Source organism: Streptomyces sp. NPDC015345, assembly GCF_043078805.1.
In the GTDB taxonomy this organism is placed as follows: Bacteria; Actinomycetota; Actinomycetes; order Streptomycetales; family Streptomycetaceae; genus Streptomyces.
Genome location: NZ_JBIBTX010000004.1, coordinates 1 through 19,032 on the forward strand (window position 1 = coordinate 1; position 19,032 = coordinate 19,032).

A 19,032-nucleotide genomic window follows, 5' to 3' on the forward strand; every position below is an offset into this window, starting at 1 on the left:
TTCGACCCGGTGCGCAAGCAGTACTACTGGCACCGCTTCTTCTCCCACCAGCCCGACCTCAACTACGAGAACCCCGCCGTCCAGGAAGAGATCATTGCCGCCCTCCGCTTCTGGCTCGACCTGGGCGTCGACGGATACCGCCTGGACGCCGTGCCCTACCTCTATGCCGAAGAAGGCACGAACTGCGAGAACCGCCCCCAGACGCACCAGTTCCTCAAGCGGGTCCGGTCGGAGATCGACGCGCAATATCCGGACACCGTTCTGCTGGCCGAGGCCAACCAGTGGCCCGAGGACGTCGTCGACTATTTCGGGGACTACGCCAAGGGCGGCGACGAATGCCACATGGCGTTCCACTTCCCCGTCATGCCCCGCATCTTCATGGCCGTACGCCGTGAGTCGCGCTACCCCGTCTCCGAGATCCTCGCCAAGACCCCCGCGATCCCCTCGGGCTGCCAGTGGGGCATCTTCCTGCGCAACCACGACGAGCTGACCCTGGAGATGGTCACCGACGAAGAGCGCGACTACATGTACGCGGAATACGCCAAGGACCCGCGTATGCGCGCCAACATCGGCATCCGCCGCCGGCTCGCCCCCCTGCTGGACAACGACCGCAACCAGATCGAACTCTTCACCGCCCTCCTGCTGTCGCTGCCCGGCTCCCCGATCCTCTACTACGGCGACGAGATCGGCATGGGCGACAACATCTGGCTCGGCGACCGCGACGCCGTGCGCACCCCCATGCAGTGGACCCCCGACCGCAACGCGGGCTTCTCCTCCTGCGACCCCGGCCGCCTCTACCTCCCCACGATCATGGACCCGGTCTACGGCTACCAGGTCACCAACGTCGAAGCCTCCATGTCCTCGCCCTCCTCCCTCCTGCACTGGACCCGCAGGATGATCGAGATCCGCAAACAGAACCCCGCCTTCGGCCTCGGCACCTACACCGAACTCCCCTCCTCCAACCCCGCCGTCCTCGCCTTCCTCCGCGAGTACGGGGACGATCTGGCGCTGTGCGTGCACAACTTCTCCCGCTTCGCGCAGCCCACCGAGCTGAATCTGCGGGCCTACGACGGACGCCATCCGGTGGAGCTGATCGGCGGGGTGCGCTTCCCGGCCATCGGTGAACTGCCCTACCTCCTCACGCTGGCGGGCCACGGCTTCTACTGGTTCCGCCTGACCGAACAGCCACGACGTCCGGCCGCACCCGCGGTGCGCCTTTGAAGGGACGTGTCGCATGCTGAAGACCGCATCACAGTCGCCCGGCAGCCTCAGTCCTCCTCGGCTGCTGACCTCATTGGCGGGGCTGCTTCGTGAATGGCTGCCGCGGCAGCGCTGGTTCGCGGGAAAGGGCCGGCCCGTCACCGATCTGGCCGTGCTCTCCATGACCGAGCTGCACCCGGGCTGTCTGCATCTGCTGGTCCGCTCGGGCCCCGCGGGACCGCCAGAGGACTGCTACCAACTGATCCTCGGCGTGCGCGAACACCTGCCGTCCCGACTCCACCACGCCGTCATCGGCCGCCCCGACGCGGGGCCGCTCGCGGGCCTCACGGTGTACGACGCCCTCCTGGACCCCTGGTCGGCGGGGCTGCTCCTCGAACGCCTGCGCAGGCCGGGCGAGATGGGCCCCCTGCGCTTCGAACGGGACGCGCGGACCATGGTGCCCGAGGGGCTGCCGCCCCGGCTGCTCGACGGGGAGCAGTCCAACACCTCGCTGGTGTACGGCGATTCCTTCATCCTCAAGCTGTTCCGGCGCGTCCAGTACGGCATCAACCCGGACCTGGAGGTGCCGTGGGCCTTGGCCCGCGGCGACTGCGCCCGCGTACCCGCTCCCGTGGCCTGGTTCTGGACCACCGAGCCGCACAAGGCGACACTCGGCGTGCTCCAGCCCTTCCTGCCCGAGGCGACGGACGGCTGGACCCTGGCACTGCAATCCCTCACCCGTGGCGAGGCGTTCACCGCCGAGTCCTATGAGCTGGGGCGTGCCACCGCCGAGGTGCACCTCGCCCTCGCCCAGGCCCTCGGGTCGGGGCCACCGGACCCCTACGGCTGCAGCCGGCTCGCCGCCGCCATGACCGGGCGCCTGGAGACCGCGGCCCGCCAGATGCCGGAGCTCGTTCCCTATGTGTCGCGTCTGAAGGCCGCGTACGCCGCCGTCGCGGCCCGCGGCCAGGGCCGCCAGGCCCAGCGCATCCACGGCGACCTGCACCTCGGACAGGTGCTCAGAGCCGGTGACCGCTGGTTCATCATCGACTTCGAGGGAGAACCGGCCCGGCCCCTCGACGAGCGCCGGCGCGTCCAGGCCCCCATACGCGACATCGCGGGGATGCTCCGTTCCTTCGACTACGCGGCCCACTCCCGCCCCCCGTGGCGCTCCGAGTGGGTGCGGCGGTGCCGGGAGGCCTACTGCGCCGGGTACGCGGCCGAGTCGACGTGGGACCCGCGCGCGGAACCCGAGCTCCTACGGGCCTACGAGACGGACCGAGCGGTGTACGAGGCGCTGTACGAGGCCCGGCACCGCCCCGACTGGCTGGCCGTCCCCATGGCGGCGATCGCCCGCCTCGCAGAGGAGAGCTGAAACAGTGGACACCACCGCAACTCCCGCTCCCGCGCACGCGACCGGCACCGGCCGCGTCCCCGGGGCCCCGCTCGGCGCGGAGGACCGACGGCGCCTGCTGTCGGGCACCCACCACGACCCGCACGCCCTGCTGGGCGCGCACCCGGTGCCCGGCGGCATCGCCTTCCGGACCCTGCGCCCGTGCGCGCGGGCGGTGACCCTCCTCACCGAGGAGCGGGAGGTGCCCCTTACCGACATGGGCGAGGGCCTCTTCTCCGGTGTGCTGCCACTCGACTCGATCCCCGCGTACCGGCTGCGCGTGACCTACGACGGCCCGGACGCCGTGCACGAGTACGAGGACCCCTACCGCTTCCTGCCCGCGCTCGGCGAACTCGACCTCCACCTGATCGGCGAGGGCCGGCACGAGGAACTGTGGAAGGCCCTGGGCGCTCACCCCATGACCCACCAGGGGGTGTCCGGGACCCGGTTCACCGTGTGGGCGCCCAACGCGCTGGGCGTGCGGGTCTGCGGGGACTTCTCCTACTGGGACGGCTCCGCCCACCCGATGCGCTCGCTCGGCGCGACCGGCGTGTGGGAGCTCTTCGTCCCGGGGCTCGACGAAGGAACCCTCTACAAGTTCGACATCGCCCGCGCCGACGGCTCGCACACGCTGCGCGCGGACCCGATGGCCCGCCGCGCCGAAGTCCCGCCGAACACCGCCTCGGTGGTCACGCGGTCGTCGTACAGGTGGGGCGACGACGCGTGGATGACGCGGCGTGCCGAGCGCCCGGTGACCCGCACCCCCTTCTCGGTGTACGAGGTCCATCTGGCCTCCTGGCGACCAGGGCTGACCTACCGTCAGCTCGCCGAGCAGCTCACGGAGTACGTCATGGAGGCGGGCTTCACCCATGTGGAGTTCATGCCGGTGGCCGAGCACCCCTTCAGCGGCTCCTGGGGCTACCAGGTCACCGGTTTCTACGCCCCGACGTCCCGCATGGGCACGCCCGACGACTTCCGGTACCTGGTCGACACGCTGCACCAGGCGGGCATCGGCGTCATCCTGGACTGGGTGCCCGCCCATTTCCCGAAGGACGACTGGGCGCTCGCGGCGTTCGACGGGGAGCACCTGTACGAGCCCCAGGACCGCAGGCGCGCCGAACACCCCGACTGGGGCACCCTCATCTTCGACTACGGGCGCAAGGAGGTGCGTAACTTCCTGGTCGCCAACGCGAGTTACTGGTGCGAGGAGTTCCACGTCGACGGGCTCCGGGTGGACGCCGTGGCGTCGATGCTCTACCTCGACTACTCACGCGAGGACGGCCAGTGGGCCCCGAACGAGTCCGGGGGCCGGGAGAACCTGGACGCGGTCGCCTTCCTCCAGGAGATGAACGCGACGGTCTACCGCCGCAACCCCGGCGTCGTCACCATCGCCGAGGAGTCCACGGCCTGGAACGGGGTCACACGGGCCACCCACCACACAGGACCGGACGGCTTCGGCGGCCTCGGCTTCGGCCTGAAGTGGAACATGGGCTGGTCGCACGATTCACTGGAGTACATCAGCCGCGACCCGGTGTACCGCGAGTACCACCACAACGAGATGACGTTCTCGATGGTGTACGCCTACAGCGAGAACTACGTCCTGCCCCTCTCGCACGACGAAGTGGTCCACGGAAAGCAGTCGCTGGTCTCCAAGATGCCCGGCGACTGGTGGCAGCGGCGTGCCAACCACCGCGCCTACCTGGGCTTCATGTGGGCCCACCCCGGCAAGCAACTCCTCTTCATGGGGCAGGAGTTCGCGCAGGGCGGCGAGTGGTCGCAGGAGAGCGGCCTCGACTGGGGGCTGTTGGACCCGGCATATCCGGCGCGGCCGGACCACCACGGCGTACAGCTGCTGGTGCGGGACCTCAACCACCACTACCGGGCCACCCCCGCCCTGTGGGAGCAGGACACGTCACCGGCCGGGTTCTCGTGGATCGTGACGGACGCGGCCCAGGACAACGTCCTCGCCTTCCTGCGCCACGCCGAGGACGGGAGCCCGCTGCTGGCGGTGTGCAACTTCTCCCCGGTGGTCCGCCGCGACTACGTACTGGGTGTCCCGGAGGAGCCCCACGCCTGGCGGGAGGTCCTCAACACCGACGCGGCCCGCTACGGCGGCGGGGACATCCGCAACGCCGACCCGCTGAAGCCCGAGCAGGAAGGCGCCCACGGCCGTCCGGCCCGCCTGCGCGTCACCCTGCCGCCGCTCGCCACGGTGTGGCTGCGGCCGGAGTGACGGCAGGCGGCTGCCGACCCGAGGGGCGTGTGTCAGCGGACGGTGACGTGGACGGTGTTGGAGACGACGCCGCCACCGGCGATGCGCATCTTGTTGAGGCCCTTGAGCCCCAGCTTGACGCGCAGGTTGTACGAGTGGGCGCGGGTGGTGCTCATCTGGACGGGCAGGTCCACCCACTGCTTGTGCTGGAGCTGCTGGAGCGTCACGCGCGTCCCCGCGGGCAGGCGCGTGGCGGCTCCGATGACGCGGAACTGCTGCCACGCCTTGACGGAGTCCACCGTGGTCTTCGCGGTGAGCGTGGGCCGCGGGGCCGGCCGGCCGGCCGGGCCCGGCTTGGTGTCGGAGGTGCTGGCGAGCGCGGATGCCGCGGCGAGGGGGGAGGCCATCAGCAACAGGCCGGCGCCGAGAGTGACGGCACGGGTCAGGGCAGGGTTCATGCGATCTCCAGGGGAGGGGGAGCCAGAAGAACGGGATCTGCCATAAGTTATGACAAGTCGTCACATTTCGACTGGACCGACATACGTCTCTCCCGGTGACCGCCGCGCGGGGGCCGTCAGACGTCGGGCTCCCCGAAGTCGGACATGATGTGCACCGCCGCCTCCTCGGCGGAGGCCGCCCCGCCGTCGACGCCCATGTCCTCACCGATCATGTCCTGCTGGGCGACGTCCTCCGGATCCTCGCCCGCGCCCTCGTCCGGGGCGAAAAGGCGCCCGGCGCGGACGTCTCCCACCTGCGCCTCCTCGATCGGCTCCCCGTCGGTGCCCACCGTGTCGCCGATGCCGTCGTCGTACTCGGCCGGGCCGGGGACCTGGAGCGCGGGGTCGGGCACCTCCTCGGAGAGCCGCTCGTCGAGACTCTCGCCCTCGCGCTGCTCCTCGGCGGTCGTCCCGGTGTGGTCGACCCCGAGGGGGCGCTCGGGAGGCGACCAGCCCTCGTCGTAGGGGTCCGACGCGCGGTCGCTGAGCGTGTCCTCGGCGTCGAGGATGCCCGCGTCCTCACGGATCTCGTCCGCATCGGGCTGGTAGACCTCGTCGCCCATGACGCCGTCGTCGTCCATGGTGTTCGCACTCCTTCACACGCGGCGGGGTGCCGTTGTCAGGCCGTGTATCCACCCTGATCCAGAACATACGTTCCGGCACGCGGGGGAGTGGCCCCGTCGGCGCGGCAGCGGGTCACCGGGAGCCCGGCGGCAGCCATTCGAGCAGCAGCAGCGTCGCGTCGTCACGCAGCTGGTTGTCCTGCCGGTCGAGGATGGAGTGGATGAGCTGGCGCAGTGCCTCCGGAGCCGATTCGCCCGCGGCCGTGGCGCGGATGATGCTGTCGGTGAACCGCTCCAGGCCGAATTCGGCGCCGCCGCCGGTACGCAGCTCCGTCACGCCGTCGGTGTACATGAGCACGCGGTCGCCCGGCTGGAGCGCCTCCTCGTGCACCTCCCACCTGGCGTCGGCCAGCATGGCGGGCGTCCCGAGGGGCGGCTGCGGGGTCCGCTCCAGGACGCGGTCGAGCACGCGGTGGTCGCGGATCAGCAGGGGCGGCGGGTGACCGCAGTTGCACCACCGCAGAACCCCTCCCGCCAGGTCCAGCTGGGCCAGGATGCCCGTGCAGAACTGTTCCGGCAGCCACTGGGCCAGCGCGTACTGGACGTTGTCGACGAGTTCCGGCAGCTCGACCTTGGCGCGCCGGGCGTTGCGGCAGCCGGCCATGGCCACGGCGGTCGTCAGGCCGGACAGGAGGCTGTGGCCCATGGCGTCGAGGATCGCCACGTGCAGGGTGGAGGCGGTCAGGGAGTGGTCGAAGGCATCGCCGCCGATGTCGTACGCGGGTTCGAGTACGGCGGTCGAGATGACGGCGGAGTTGCCGATCGTGCGCGGCGGCAGGAACGCCCGGAGCATCTCGGCGGGCAGCCTCATCGTCTCGGCCCGCGTCAGGCGCGCGAAAGTGTCGCTGGAGGCGCGCTTCGAGGTGATCACCATCGCCAGGATGGAGGCGAGCGTGCGGCAGCGCCGCAGCAGCACCCCATCGATCCCCGGGGCCGTGGCCCCGATGACGCCGAGCCGCTCGACGCCGTCGATCAGCGGGAGCCAGATGGTGATCCGCCCGTGTGACAGCTCCTCCAGACGCAGCTCGTGGGCCCGGTAGGCCGAACCGGCGACGGTCGTGTCCACCGCGAGGGCCGGCGACCCCTCGGACAGCGGCACCAGATACCGCTGCTGGAGGTCCACCAGAAAGACGTCGATGCGGTCCAGCCCGTAGGCGTCGGCGAACTGCTGCACCACGGCGGGCAGCTCCACCGGCGTCGCCGCATGTGCCGCCGCGAGCAGTTGTTCGAGTAGCTGCTCCCCGGGACCGGGCACCCTGGGTTGGGTCGACATCTGTGATCACCACCTCACAGGCAGTCTCACACCGGGCCCGGGATCCTGCCCGAGTTCCCGCCCGCGGGCCCTGCGGTCCCAGCAGGAAGTGGCCTTGGTCCCTGCCGGGAGTGAGAAAGGTCCCGGTACGCGGGCTTCCGGCTGCGGAATCACACGACAGACCGCAGGAACCGGCTGAGGAGAAGGCTGTGCCAAGGGACATCGGTGTGAGCAGCGGGAGCGAGCGCAAGACCACGGAGGAGGTACCGGCGCGACGTGCGGGAGACCGGGCCGCCCAGGCCTGGCGGCCCGCGTGGACCGGCCGCCGGACGCCCCGCGAGAACAGGAAGCTCCGCCTCGTGCGGCCCGGCGGCCGGTGGCCCGTGGCAACCGGGGCCGACATCGGATCGCCCGCCCCCGCGCCGTCCGACGGGCCCCGGCCGCGCCTCTCCGAGCCCGCCGGGCGGCCCTCGGCGCGGCCGGACGTGAACGCACCGCCGGGCAGTTCCCGCGAGGGCCGCGGCGCGCCGTGCCGGCTGAGCCTCGCGGTGCGGGACCTGCGCGCCGCCGAGGAGTTCTACGGCCGGGTCCTGGGCTGGTGCCATGTGCCGCTGATCGGCTCGCCGGGCCGGACGCGTTCCCTGATGCTGAAGGCCGGGGCGCCCGTCGGAACCATCAGCCAGAGCGCCTGCGCCGGGCCCGACGTGGGCTGGATGCCGTACTTCGCCGTCGACGACGTGGACGCCGCGGTGGGCCGCCTCCGCGAGCGCGGTGCCACCGTGGCGGTCGGGCCGCTCTCCACCCGGACGGGGCGGGCAGCCGTGGCGGCGGGACCGGAGGGCGCGGTCTTCGGGCTGCGCCACCACGCTCCCGACGACCACTGGGCGGTGGGACAGGGCCCGGTCGGCCGCCTGGAACTGCACACCCGGGACATCTTCGCCGCGGCCCTCTTCTACGGCGGCGTGCTGGGCTGGGCGGGCGAGCCCGGCGAGAGCTGCTCCGTGGAGTACGTGGACGAGCGGATCGTGGTGCGGGACGGGCGGCGCGCGGTCGCCGCGCTCGTGGACGGGCCGGCGCCCGGTGCCGAGGGGCGCTACCGCTGGCACACGACCTTCCGGGTCGACGACGTCGACTCGGCCGCCGCCGCAGCCGAGCGGTGGGGCGGAGGCGTCGTCTCACCGCCGAGAGGGCTCGGGCCTCGGCGGGAGGCCGTACTGGCGGACCGCGAGGGAACCGTCTTCGCGGTCACCGCGAGCTGAGTCATGCACGTCGAGACTGTGGGGAACCAGACGATGTTTGTTCGGACCATCGATGAGGACCAGGCCATCGGTCAGGCCGAGGGCGTCTCGGACGGAGGTGCGCCGCTGCCGCGGGTCGAGGCCTCCGAGGTCGCGCCGAAGGACGCGCGGGAGCTGTCCAAGCTCTTCTTCGACCGGCTCGGGGCACTGGAGGAGGGCTCACCCGAGCACACGTACACGCGCGACACCCTCATCGAGATGAACCTCTCGCTGGTGCACTACGTGGCGGGCCGGTTCCGCCACCGGGGCAACGGCCAGCTGGAGGACATCGTGCAGGTCGGGACCGTCGGACTGATCAAGGCGATCGACCGGTTCGACATGAGCCGCGGCTTCGAGTTCGTCTCGTTCGCGGTGCCCTGCATCCTCGGCGAGATCAAGCGCTACTTCCGCGACACGAGCTGGGCCGTGCACGTACCGCGCAGGCTCCAGGAACTCCGTACGCAACTGTCGCAGTCCCAGGAGAAGTTGAGTTCAGTGCTCGGCCGCGAGCCCACCGTCAAGGAGCTCGCGGCCGACCTGGAGGTGACCGAGGAACAGGCGCTGGAGGCCATCGTGGCCGCCAACGGCTACGCGGCCGGTTCCCTGGACGCCCCGCACGGTTCGACCGAGGAGGGCGAGACGTACCGCAGCGGCCGCTCGCTCGCGGACGTCATGGGCGCCCCCGACCCCGCCATCGAGGTCTTCGAGCACGTCCACGCCCTGGCGCCGCTCCTGGCGGAACTCGGCGAGCGGGAGCGCCGCATCATCGAGATGCGCTTCGGCCAGGAGATGACCCAGGCCGAGATCGGCGCCGCCCTCGGCATCTCTCAGATGCACGTGTCACGGCTGCTCTCGCGGACCCTGACCGAGTTGCGGACGGGGCTGCTCACGCACGAATAGGAGCGGCCTCCGCCGGCTGGGGCTCCGCGGCCTGCGGCTCCGCGTCCGGCAGCAGGCGCACGAGGGGCGTCTCCACGAGGTGCTCGGCGAGGAACCAGGCCTGCGCCTCGCCGCCGCGGACCACCTCCGAGACGATCAGGTCGTTGCTGCCGTCGTCACCGAGCTCCGCCAGGCGGTGCGCCGCGTCCCGGGCGCTGACGAGGATCGTCTCGTGGGCTTCGAGGAGCCGCGACAGCATGGCGGGCACCTCCTCGACGCCGTCCGGCGGGCGCGGCACCGAGGTGATCTCCGCCGCGTGCCGCGGATCGCCCACCGCGACTCCGCCGAGGCTCTGGACGCGTTCGGCGAGCGCGTCCACGACGGCGAGCTGCGCCTCCGCGTGCCGGTCGAGCAGCAGGTGCAGCTGGTGGAAGGTGGCGCCCCGCATCAGCCAGTGGTGCTTCTTGTAGAGCGCGTACAGCATCTGGGTGTCCGCGAGGAGGTGGTTCAGCCGTTGGCAGGCGTACATCCGCGCCTCGTAGGACAGGCCGATCGGCAGCTGCCTGACCGTGCCGAACGGCTGGATCACCTCCCCCTTCTGGTGAAGCCACGGCTGGCTCCCGCTCTGGTGCCTGTTCGCGCCGGTCATGTCCGCCTCCTGGGGGCTGTGCTGTGCGTACCCGAGTGACGCTAGGCGCGCCGCGAAGAGCCGCGTTGACCGACAGCGCACGCCGGGGTGCCCGTCAGCGCACTGCGCGCGCGACGCCCGCCGTCCGTTCACTCTCGGGCAAGAACCCGTGCGCCGACGCGCAGAGCCCCTTCGTCCGGGCGCCCTAGCGTCGCCGGGCGGCCCACGCCGTGGGCCCGACCGACGAGAAGAGACGGCATGAGGACGAACGGGCGCGGCCATACGACGACGGGATCACCGGGCCACCTGCCCAAGGCCCCCAGGGCCTTGACCATGCGGGGCCGCGACCCCGAGGAGCGGCACCGCACGGCGACCTCCCTGGAACTCCTCTTCGACCTGTGTTTCGTCATCGCGGTCGCGCAGGCGTCCCACAGCCTGCACGAGGCGCTGATGGCGGGGGAGTACGCGACTGGTGTGCTGCACTACGCGCTGGTCTTCTTCACCATCTGGTGGGCGTGGATGAACTTCACCTGGTTCGGCTCGGCCTATGACCCGGGCGACGTCCCGTACCGGCTGACCGTACTGGTGCAGATCACGGGCTCGCTGGTCCTCGCCGCCGGGGTGTCCCGCGCGTTCGAGGAGGGCGACCTGCTGGTCATCACCCTCGGCTACGTCGTCTCGCGCACGGCGCTGGCTGCCCTGTGGCTGCGCGCGGCACGCTCCGACACCGCCCGGCGGCGGACCGCCCTGCGCTTCGCCGCGGGCGTCACCGTCTGCCAGGCCGGGTGGATCGCGCTCCTCGTCGTCCCGGAGGCGGCGCGGCTGCCCGGCATCGTCGTGCTGGTCGCCGCCGAGCTGTCCGTGCCGGTGTGGGCGCAGTCCGCGGGGATGACCCCGTGGCATCCACGGCACATCGCCGAGCGCTATGAGCTCTTCACGCTCATCGTCATCGGGGAGTCCGTCGCCGCCGTCACGGTCGCGGTCCGCGGTGCCTTCGACCGGCACCACGGCATCGGCCCGCTGTCCGCCGTCGCGGCCGGTGGCCTGGTGACGGCGTTCGCCATGTGGTGGCTGTACTTCAGCAGGCCCGCGCACACCCTGCTCGCCACGACACACCGGGCGCACCGGCGCAGGTTCGGATGGGCGTACGGCCACTACCTGATCTTCGCCTCGGCCGCCGCCGAGGGGGCCGGCCTGGCCGCCTACGCCGATCACGTCACGCTGGGGGCCGCGGTCCCGGCAGCGGGCGTCGGCGCGGCGGTCACGGTGCCGGCCGCCGTCTTCCTGACAGCCGTGTGGGCCGTCCACCTGCGGCCCCACCAGCGGACCGCTGCCGAGTGGCTCCCCTACCCCGTCACGGCGCTCGCGATCCTGCTGGGCACGTGGTCGCCGGCGCCGGCCCTCGCCACGGGCGCGCTGCTGGTCGTCCTGATCGCCGTGGACTCGGCGGCGCGCCGCTGAACACCGCCGACGCGCCACGGTGCCGCGCGAGAACCCCCCGCACTTGGGTACGGGGGGTTCTCGCGTGGTCCTCGCGTGCGCGGCGAACGATCCGCCGTCTTGTCAGCTCGTGGCCCGCACCGCGTCACGGATCAGCTCGGCGACCTCACGGGGCCGGGACACCGCGACGGCGTGCGAGGCACCCGCCAGCTCGACGATCGTCGCCCCGGCCCGCTTGGCGCCGAAACGCTCCACGTCCGGGTTGATCGCCTGGTCGGCGGCGGCGACCAAGGCCCAGGACGGCTTGGTCTTCCACGCGGCGGCCGAGGCCGTCTCGGTGAAGGCCGAAGAGGCGAGCGGACGCTGCGTCACCGCGAGGACCTTGGTGACGTCGGCCGGCACGTCGGCGGCGAAGATCTCCGGGAAGGCCTCGGCCCGGATGGTGACCTCGACCGCGGGCTCCCCGTCCCGGACCGGGTAGGTCGCCTCCTTGAGGTTGCTGACGAGCGGCGAGAGCGGGAAGCGGTCCTGCAACTCGCCGAGGCTCTCGCCCTGTTCGGGGACGTACGCCGCGATGTAGACGAGCCCGACGACGTTCTCCGCGGTGCCCGCCACGGAGATCAGCGCACCTCCGTAGGAGTGGCCCACCAACACGACGGGACCATCGATCTGAGCGGTGACCGAGGCGATGTACGCGGCGTCAGAGGCCAGCCCGCGCAGCGGGTTGGGCGGTGCGACGACGGGGATGCCGTGTCCCTGGAGCTCGGCGACGACGCCGTTCCAGCTGGTGGCGTCCGCGAACGCGCCGTGCACCAGGACGGCGGTGGGCGTGGGGTTGGCGGTCATGACGGTGTTGCTCTCCTTGCCTGTGGCGCGGGGGCGTCGAGGGTCAGTTCGTGTGCAGCGCGGCGCGCAGCGTGCTGACGGCGAGGCCGATGGCGGCTTCGGCGGCGTGGGTCTCACGCAGGGCGTTGAGCATGACGAAGTCGTGGATGACGCCCTGGAAGCGGACGGCGGTCACGGGGACGCCTGCCTGGCGGAGCTTGTTGGCGTACGCCTCGCCCTCGTCGCGCAGGACGTCGGCCTCGCCGGTGATGACCAGGGCCGGGGGCAGTCCGGTGAGCTGCTCGGTGGTGGCGCGCAGCGGGGAGGCGGTGATCTGGGCGCGTTCGGCCTCGTCCGTCGTGTACTGGTCCCAGAACCACTGCATGCCGTCGCGGCGCAGGAAGTAGCCGGTGGCGAACTGGTGGTAGGAGCCGGTGTCGAAGCTCGCGTCGGTGACGGGGTAGAACAGCACCTGCTGGACGAGGGGGACGCCGCCGCGTTCCTTGGCCATCAGGGTCAGGGCCGCGCTCATGTTGCCGCCCACCGAGTCACCGGCCACGGCCAGGCGGGAGCCGTCCAGGTCCTTGGTGGCGCCCTCCTCGACGATCCAGCGGGCGACGGTGTAGTTCTGCTCGATGGCCACGGGGTAGCGGGCCTCGGGGGACAGGTCGTACTCGGGGAAGACCACGGCCGCCCCGGAACCGACCGCCAGTTCGCGCACGAGGCGGTCGTGGGTGTGGGCGTTGCCGAACACCCAGCCCGCGCCGTGGATGTAGAGGACCACCGGCAACGGACCCCGGCTGCCCGCGGGCCGCACGATCCGCGCCCGGACGCTGCCCGTCGGGCCGCCCTGGACGGTGACCCACTCCTCGTCGACCTCCGGCTTCTCCACCTCGCCCGACTGCACCTCGTCCACGGCCTTGCGCCCCTCGGCGGGCGCCAGGTCGAACAGGTAGGGCGGGTTCGCGGTCGCCTCGGCGAAAGCTGCGGCGGCCGGCTCCAGAACCGGGCGAATGACTTCTACGACGTCGGACATGGCTTCTCCTGATATCGGGGCGAAACATTTACAGGACATGTCTAAATCCGCCGTAGCAGCGGCGGTTGCCATCGAGCGCACCGCATGTGGTCCCACAGCGCATGGAAAGCGGGGCAGTGAACGGGGCGATGAATGCAGCAGTGCACTGTCGGAACGCACGCAGTGCACTGGGCGGCCACTTGGGCCGCGAACACCGGCATAACGTGATGGCGAAGCGCAGACGAGAGTCGGGGAACCGGAGAGCCCGAAGACCCGGGAGAGCCGGAAAGCGCTGGGAAAGAACAATTCCGCTCATGCCGCAGGAGGTTGTCCCCAGGTGTCCACGATGCCGGTCGGTGGGCTGGTGCCCAGCACCGCCGCCCAGAACGCCGCGGACGTCGTCGTCCGCAACGCGAAGATCCACACGGGCGATCCGAGACGCCCCCACGGCCAGGCGATAGCCATCCGTGACGGCGTCATCGCGGCCGTCGGCGACGACAGGGACATGGCCGCCCACGTCGGCCCCGCCACGAAGGTGGTCGACGCGCTCGGCCGCCGGGTGGTCCCCGGTCTCAACGACTCCCACCTGCACGTCATCAGGGGTGGTCTCAACTACGTACTCGAGCTGCGCTGGGACGGCGTCCCCACGCTGCGCCAGGGCCTGGCGATGCTGCGGGAGCAGGCGGCCCGTACGCCGAAGGGCCAGTGGGTGCGCGTGGTGGGCGGCTGGTCCGCCGAGCAGTTCGCCGAACGCCGGCTGCCGACCGTCGCCGAACTGAACGCGGCGGCCCCGGACACCCCCGTGTTCGTGCTGCACCTGTACCAGTCGGCGGTGCTCAACAGGGCGGCGCTCAAGGCCGCCGGCTACACCAAGGACACCCCCGACCCCAAGGGCGGCCAGATCGTGCGGGGCCGCGACGGCGCGCCCACGGGCATGCTGCTGGCCGCCCCCAGCGCGCTGGTCCTGTACTCGACCCTGGCCAAGGCCCCGGTGCTCGACGGGGAGGACAAGAAGACCTCGACGCGGCATTTCCTGCGGGAGCTGAACAGGTTCGGGCTCACCTCGGCGATCGACGCGGCGGGCGGATTCCAGAACTTCCCCGACAACTACAGCACCGTCGCCGAACTCGCCGCGAGCGGACAGCTGTCACTGCGCATCGCCTACCATCTCTTCCCGCAGACCGCGGGACAAGAAGTCGACGACCTCGCCCGCTGGATAGGCATGACGAGCCCCGAGGACGGCGACGAATGGCTTCGCCTCAACGGCGCGGGCGAGAATCTCACATGGGCGGCAGCCGACTTCGAGAACTTCGCGCAGCCACGCCCCGAACTCACCTCCGACTACGAGGCCGAATTCGAGAGAGCCGTCCGTCTCCTCATGGAGAACGGCTGGGGATTCCGGCTGCACGCCACCTATGACGAAACCATCCGCCGGGATCTCAAGGTGTTCGAGAAGCTCGCCGCCGAAGGGCTCTTCCCGGCCGGGAACCGCTGGCTGTTCGACCACGCGGAGACCGTCTCGGCGGACAGCCTCGACCGCGTCGCCGCCCTCGGCGGGGCCATGTCGGTGCAGAACCGGCTCTCCTTCCAGGGAGAGGCGTTCGTACGCCGCTACGGCATCGGCGCCGCAGCGGACGCCCCGCCGATCCGCGCCATGCTGGAGCGCGGCCTGACCGTCGGCGGCGGCACGGACGCCACCCGCGTCTCCACCTACAACCCCTGGGTCGCCCTGCACTGGCTGGTCACCGGCCGCTCCGTGGGCGACCTGGTCCTGCGGCCGCCGCTCGGCCGCGTCGACCGGGAGACCGCGCTCGCGATGTTCACCTCGGCGGGAGCCGCGCTGACCGGCGAGGAGGACCGGAAGGGCATCCTGCGTCCGGGCCACCTCGGCGACCTCGCGATCCTGTCGGAGGACTACTTCGCGGTGCCCGAGCCGGAGATCGCCCACATCGAATCCCTCCTTACGGTCGTCGGCGGCCGCGTCGTCTACGCCGCCGGGGAGTACGAGGGCCTCGACGAGGAACTGCCCCCGGTCAGCCCCGGCTGGAGCCCGGTCGCCCACTTCGGCGGCTACCAGGCCACTCCCCGCACGGGCCTGTCCGGCGCCCGCCAGGCCGAGTTGCTCGACCAGGCCGTCGCGGAGTCCGAGCAGCACCGCCAGTGGCGGGCACGGCGGGGCCTCACGCCCGAGGACGCACGCCCGTCCTTCGACCCCTGCTTCTCCCTCTGACCCCGCTGCCCCCTCTGCTCTCCCTGATTTCTCTGCTGCTTCCTTTCCTGCGCGTGGACGCCCGTCCACGCGCGCCATCACCCTTGAAAGGCACTGTCATGACTGACTTCTCCCAGGTCACCGCTGCTCCCGGCCCCGACCTGCTGACCCCCGACAACTGCGCCGTGCTGTTCGTGGACCACCAGCCGCAGATGTTCTTCGGCACCGGCAGCGGCGACCGCACCGCGATCATCAACGCCGCCACCGGCCTGGCGAAGGCCGCCAAGGTGTTCGACGTACCGGTCGTGCTGAGCACCGTGGCCGCCGAGTCCTTCTCGGGCCCGATCATGCCGCAGCTCTCGGCGGTCTTCCCCGACCAGAAGATCATCGACCGCACCTCGATGAACGCCTGGGAGGACGTGCCCTTCGTCGAGGCGGTGAAGGCGACAGGCCGCAAGAAGCTCGTCATCGCCGGTCTGTGGACCGAGGTCTGCGTCGTCCTGCCCGCCCTCTCCGCCATCGCCCAGGGCTACGAGGTCTACGTCGTCACGGACGCGTCCGGGGGCGTCAGCCCGCAGGCGCACGAGCACGCCATCCAGCGCATGGTCCAGGGCGGCGCGATCCCGGTCACCTGGGTGCAGGTACTCCTGGAGCTCCAGCGCGACTGGGCGCGCACCGAGACGTACGTACCCGTCACCGAGGTCGTGAAGGAGCACGGCGGCGCCTACGGTCTCGGCCTGGTGTACGCGCAGGCCGTCATGGGCGAGCACGCGGCGGGCTGACCGCCACATCAGGCATGCGGCGACGGTGAATTGACGGAACATCAGAAATAGACGGGAACACACGGATGGACACGGGACTGCTGGTACTCCGGCTGGTGGTGGGGCTCCTCATCGCCGGGCACGGGGTGCAGAAGGTCAGTTTCCGGCTCGGCGGCAACGGACTGGCGGGCGGGACGGAGGAGTTCCGGCACGACGGCTTCCGTGGCGGCCGGCTGACGGCGCTCGCCGCGGGCGGCAGCCAGATCGGTGCGGGCCTGTTCCTGTCGGCCGGTCTGCTCACCCCCGCGGCCGCCATGGCCGCGATGGGGGTGATGACGGTCGCGAGCTCCGTCAAGTGGCGCAAGGGGCTCTGGGTGCAGAACGACGGGTATGAGTACCCGCTGGTCCTCGTGGTGGTCTCCGCCGTCCTCGCGGTCACCGGGCCGGGGCGCTGGTCCGTCGACCACGCCCTCGGCCTGACCCCGTGGCCCCTGTGGATCTCCGTCGCCGCCGTCGTCGTCGGCCCCGTCAGCGGGCTGCTCACCCGTGCGGTGCTGCACCGCCGGCCCGCCGCCGACCCCGCCGAGGGGAGTGGCCCGCATGCGCGAGCTGCTGGCTGACGCCGCCCGCACCCTCGTGCCGCCGAAGGGCGACCGGCACGGGCCGCTGCCACCGCTCCTGCTGACGCTGACGCTGGTGACCGGCGTGGTCGACGCCGTGAGCTACCTCGCCCTCGGGCACGTCTTCGTCGCCAACATGACCGGGAACGTGGTCTTCCTCGGCTTCGCCCTGGCGGGCGCGGAGGGGCTGTCCGCCCTCGCGTCCGTCGTGTCGATGGCCGCGTTCCTCGCAGGCGCCCTGGCCGGCGGCCGGCTCGGCGTGCGGTTCGCCGCGCACCGGGGACGGCTGCTGGCCGTGGCCGCCGGGCTCCAGGCGGTGCTCGTCGCGGCGGCCGTGGTCACGGCAGCGGTCGCGCACGGCGAGGCTGCCGCCCCGGTCCGGTACCCCCTGATCGTGCTGCTCGGTCTGGCCATGGGTCTCCAGAACGCCGTCGCCCGGCGGCTCGGCGTCCCCGACCTGACCACCACGGTGCTGACCCTGACCCTGACGGGTCTTGCCGCGGACTCCACCCCGGCGGGCGGGGCGGCTCCCCGGCCCGGCCGCCGGATGCTGTCCGTCGTGGTGATGTTCCTCGGCGCACTCATCGGCGCCCTGCTCCTGGCACACGCCGACCTGACCGCCACCCTGGGACTCGCGCTGACACTGCTCGTCGTGGCGGCCGCGCTGACGTGGCGTCTGTCGGCGCGCGACGCGGAGTGGATCAGACCGCTGAGCTGAACGGGGGCGTGCGATGACGGTCCGGCGTACGCTGCCGCAGCGCACGCGCACCCTGATCCGGGCACGGCGGGCTTGTGCGATGTCCTGTTGGGACCGCCCGGCCCCAGCGGATCCGCCGCGGGGCACGTACCGAGAGACTGACCGAGTGCCCTGCAACTGCTCGGTGCAGAAAGGCACTTCGCCGCACCACCGTGCCAGGCGGCGACCACCGCGAAGCAGCCGGACGACTACGGCGGTGACCGGAGCGTCAAGCCGCGGACCGGTCCCGATCAGCGTCGGCACACCGGGACCTATGTCCTGGAGAGGGGAGACATCTGGCGCAAAGTCGCCTGACCTCCAGGGACCGCGGGGCGGCTGGAGCCGGTACCTCCGGCCGCCCCCGAGAACCGGCCGTTGCCGAAAACGTCCGGTAGCGCCGCACGGGCATGTCGCTAAACTGGGCGGGACACCACTCCCATTTCCGACGCACGCCCTTTCGGGCCCTCATTCAGACGCGGCCATTGACTCCGGAGGAGGAAAGGTGCGCGCACGGATTCGTCGCCTGGTGCCCCTGGTGCTGCTGTTGCCTCTTGTTCTGGCTGGGTGCGGCAGAGAAGGAAGTGTTCCGGGAAGTGTCGGAGCGCTGACCCGTAATTCCCCCAGCATCGAATACCCCGTCGGGCCTGGCCCTTCCCATGTCATCGCCAAGAAGACCGTCACCATAGGCGTGAAGTCCGACCACCCGTTCATGGGATTCGAGGACCCGGTGACGGGACAGCGTTCGGGATTCGACGTGGAGATCGCGAAAATGGTCGCGGCGTATCTCGGATTCTCTCCCGGCGACATCGAGTGGAAGACGGTCGCCCCTCAGGTGAGGGAGATCTCCATAGCCAAGGGAGATGTCGACCTGTACGTCGGCGCCTACACGATCAACGACGAGCGCAAGAAGCAGGTCTCCTTTGCCGGTCCTTATTATCTGGGAGGTCAGGATCTGCTGGTCGACAAGGCGAACCGGAGCATAGGCGGTCCTCGGGATCTGCGCGGCAAGAAAGTCTGCACGGTGACCGGATCCACTCCGTTCCAGCGGATAAGCCGGCCGGAATTCGGAGTGACCGTGGTGTCCCACGACAGCTATGCGCACTGCGTACAGGACCTGATCACGCATGTGGTCGACGCCGTCACCGCCGACGACACGATCCTGAAGGGTTACGCGGCGCAGAACGAGGGCCGCCTGCGGGTGGTCGGCCGGCCCTTCTCCGAGGAGTTCTACGGGGTGGGCCTGGCCCGGCAGGACGCCGTCCTCCGCGACGCCGTCAATGACGCACTGGATCACCACGTCCGCAACGGGAACTGGCTGCGGGCCTACCGGGCCACGCTCGGCCGCTCCGGCGTCCCCGCGCCGACGCCGCCGCCGTTGCAGCGTTACTGAACCACGAGGGTCGTCCGTCGACGGCATACCTGTCGGGCCGCTCACCGCCGCGGCCCCTTCAGCCTGGAGGCGCCC

At 71.2% G+C, this 19,032-nt stretch carries 17 protein-coding genes; 11 read left to right on the forward strand and 6 right to left on the reverse strand.

Annotation, left to right across the window (positions count from 1 at the left end; translation table 11 throughout):
* The 3 genes from treS to glgB form a co-directional block, all read left to right on the forward strand.
* A partial coding sequence (gene treS, locus ACF062_RS17225) for a maltose alpha-D-glucosyltransferase (RefSeq protein WP_392138931.1) occupies positions 1–1,221 on the forward strand: 1,221 nt, incomplete at its 5' end.
* Between the two features lie 13 nt (positions 1,222–1,234).
* Positions 1,235–2,575 carry a maltokinase gene (locus ACF062_RS17230; RefSeq protein ID WP_392138932.1) on the forward strand — a complete coding sequence of 447 codons (1,341 nt, stop codon included), beginning with the start codon at positions 1,235–1,237 and terminating at the stop codon, positions 2,573–2,575.
* Positions 2,576–2,579: 4 nt separating this feature from the next.
* A complete protein-coding gene (gene glgB / locus ACF062_RS17235) occupies positions 2,580–4,826 on the forward strand; it encodes a 1,4-alpha-glucan branching enzyme (RefSeq protein ID WP_392138934.1) in 2,247 nt (748 codons plus the stop codon).
* A 32-nt stretch (positions 4,827–4,858) separates the two neighbouring features.
* On the opposite strand, the gene ACF062_RS17240 is transcribed toward glgB, so the two are convergent.
* From ACF062_RS17240 to ACF062_RS17250, 3 genes are all read right to left on the reverse strand, one after another.
* Entirely contained in the window at positions 4,859–5,263 is a 405-nt protein-coding gene (locus ACF062_RS17240; RefSeq protein WP_392138936.1) for a hypothetical protein, read from the reverse strand.
* 116 nt (positions 5,264–5,379) lie between these two features.
* A complete protein-coding gene (locus ACF062_RS17245; RefSeq protein WP_392138938.1) occupies positions 5,380–5,883 on the reverse strand; it encodes a DUF5709 domain-containing protein in 504 nt (167 codons plus the stop codon).
* 115 nt (positions 5,884–5,998) lie between these two features.
* Positions 5,999–7,198: a PP2C family protein-serine/threonine phosphatase gene (locus ACF062_RS17250; protein WP_392138940.1), complete on the reverse strand. Its 1,200-nt coding sequence runs from the start codon at positions 7,196–7,198 to the stop codon at positions 5,999–6,001.
* A gap of 188 nt (positions 7,199–7,386) precedes the next feature.
* Between ACF062_RS17250 and ACF062_RS17255 the strand changes: the two genes are divergently transcribed.
* Complete coding sequence (locus tag ACF062_RS17255) at positions 7,387–8,436, forward strand: VOC family protein (RefSeq protein WP_392138942.1); 1,050 nt, start codon at positions 7,387–7,389, stop codon at positions 8,434–8,436.
* A gap of 3 nt (positions 8,437–8,439) precedes the next feature.
* Positions 8,440–9,354, forward strand: coding sequence for a SigB/SigF/SigG family RNA polymerase sigma factor (locus tag ACF062_RS17260; protein WP_392138943.1), 915 nt, complete (start codon positions 8,440–8,442; stop codon positions 9,352–9,354).
* Here the strand turns inward: ACF062_RS17260 and ACF062_RS17265 are convergent.
* On the reverse strand, positions 9,341–9,982 hold the full coding sequence (locus ACF062_RS17265; protein ID WP_392138945.1) for a Dps family protein: 642 nt from the start codon (positions 9,980–9,982) through the stop codon (positions 9,341–9,343). The two genes, ACF062_RS17260 and ACF062_RS17265, sit on opposite strands and share 14 nt — an antisense overlap.
* A 237-nt stretch (positions 9,983–10,219) precedes the next feature.
* Between ACF062_RS17265 and ACF062_RS17270 the strand changes: the two genes are divergently transcribed.
* Positions 10,220–11,422 (forward strand): low temperature requirement protein A, encoded by a 1,203-nt coding sequence (locus tag ACF062_RS17270; protein WP_392138947.1) that lies wholly within the window; start codon positions 10,220–10,222, stop codon positions 11,420–11,422.
* Between the two features lie 102 nt (positions 11,423–11,524).
* Here the strand turns inward: ACF062_RS17270 and ACF062_RS17275 are convergent, their stop codons facing one another.
* Together ACF062_RS17275 and ACF062_RS17280 are read right to left on the reverse strand one after the other, a co-directional pair.
* A complete protein-coding gene (locus tag ACF062_RS17275) occupies positions 11,525–12,247 on the reverse strand; it encodes an alpha/beta fold hydrolase (RefSeq protein ID WP_392138949.1) in 723 nt (240 codons plus the stop codon).
* 43 nt (positions 12,248–12,290) lie between these two features.
* A complete protein-coding gene (locus ACF062_RS17280) occupies positions 12,291–13,262 on the reverse strand; it encodes an alpha/beta hydrolase (protein WP_392138951.1) in 972 nt (323 codons plus the stop codon).
* 325 nt (positions 13,263–13,587) lie between these two features.
* Here ACF062_RS17280 and ACF062_RS17285 point away from each other — a divergent pair, with 325 nt between their 5' ends.
* From ACF062_RS17285 to ACF062_RS17305, 5 genes are all read left to right on the forward strand, one after another.
* Positions 13,588–15,471, forward strand: a complete 1,884-nt coding sequence (locus tag ACF062_RS17285; protein ID WP_392140220.1) for an amidohydrolase — start codon at positions 13,588–13,590, stop codon at positions 15,469–15,471.
* A 98-nt stretch (positions 15,472–15,569) separates the two neighbouring features.
* Complete coding sequence (locus ACF062_RS17290) at positions 15,570–16,232, forward strand: hydrolase (protein WP_392138952.1); 663 nt, start codon at positions 15,570–15,572, stop codon at positions 16,230–16,232.
* 65 nt (positions 16,233–16,297) lie between these two features.
* The gene (locus ACF062_RS17295; RefSeq protein WP_392138953.1) at positions 16,298–16,831 is read left to right on the forward strand and encodes a DoxX family protein; all 534 of its coding nucleotides are present in this window, start codon (positions 16,298–16,300) and stop codon (positions 16,829–16,831) included.
* Positions 16,812–17,549 (forward strand): YoaK family protein, encoded by a 738-nt coding sequence (locus ACF062_RS17300; protein ID WP_392138955.1) that lies wholly within the window; start codon positions 16,812–16,814, stop codon positions 17,547–17,549. The genes ACF062_RS17295 and ACF062_RS17300 overlap by 20 nt, the downstream gene beginning before the upstream one ends.
* 520 nt (positions 17,550–18,069) lie before the next feature.
* Entirely contained in the window at positions 18,070–18,957 is an 888-nt protein-coding gene (locus ACF062_RS17305) for a glutamate ABC transporter substrate-binding protein (RefSeq protein WP_392138957.1), read from the forward strand.
* The last annotated feature ends 75 nt before the right edge of the window (positions 18,958–19,032 follow it).

Excerpts from the sequence above, each read along its gene's own strand:
- ACF062_RS17230 (WP_392138932.1), top strand. The coding sequence starts at position 1,235 with ATGCTGAAGACCGCATCACAGTCGCCCGGCAGCCTCAGTCCTCCTCGG.
- ACF062_RS17240 (WP_392138936.1), bottom strand. The coding sequence starts at position 5,263 with ATGAACCCTGCCCTGACCCGTGCCGTCACTCTCGGCGCCGGCCTGTTG.
- ACF062_RS17245 (WP_392138938.1), bottom strand. The coding sequence starts at position 5,883 with ATGGACGACGACGGCGTCATGGGCGACGAGGTCTACCAGCCCGATGCG.
- ACF062_RS17250 (WP_392138940.1), bottom strand. The coding sequence starts at position 7,198 with ATGTCGACCCAACCCAGGGTGCCCGGTCCCGGGGAGCAGCTACTCGAA.
- ACF062_RS17260 (WP_392138943.1), top strand. The coding sequence starts at position 8,440 with ATGCACGTCGAGACTGTGGGGAACCAGACGATGTTTGTTCGGACCATC.
- ACF062_RS17265 (WP_392138945.1), bottom strand. The coding sequence starts at position 9,982 with ATGACCGGCGCGAACAGGCACCAGAGCGGGAGCCAGCCGTGGCTTCAC.
- ACF062_RS17270 (WP_392138947.1), top strand. The coding sequence starts at position 10,220 with ATGAGGACGAACGGGCGCGGCCATACGACGACGGGATCACCGGGCCAC.
- ACF062_RS17275 (WP_392138949.1), bottom strand. The coding sequence starts at position 12,247 with ATGACCGCCAACCCCACGCCCACCGCCGTCCTGGTGCACGGCGCGTTC.
- ACF062_RS17280 (WP_392138951.1), bottom strand. The coding sequence starts at position 13,262 with ATGTCCGACGTCGTAGAAGTCATTCGCCCGGTTCTGGAGCCGGCCGCC.
- ACF062_RS17285 (WP_392140220.1), top strand. The coding sequence starts at position 13,588 with ATGCCGGTCGGTGGGCTGGTGCCCAGCACCGCCGCCCAGAACGCCGCG.
- ACF062_RS17290 (WP_392138952.1), top strand. The coding sequence starts at position 15,570 with ATGACTGACTTCTCCCAGGTCACCGCTGCTCCCGGCCCCGACCTGCTG.
- ACF062_RS17295 (WP_392138953.1), top strand. The coding sequence starts at position 16,298 with ATGGACACGGGACTGCTGGTACTCCGGCTGGTGGTGGGGCTCCTCATC.
- ACF062_RS17300 (WP_392138955.1), top strand. The coding sequence starts at position 16,812 with ATGCGCGAGCTGCTGGCTGACGCCGCCCGCACCCTCGTGCCGCCGAAG.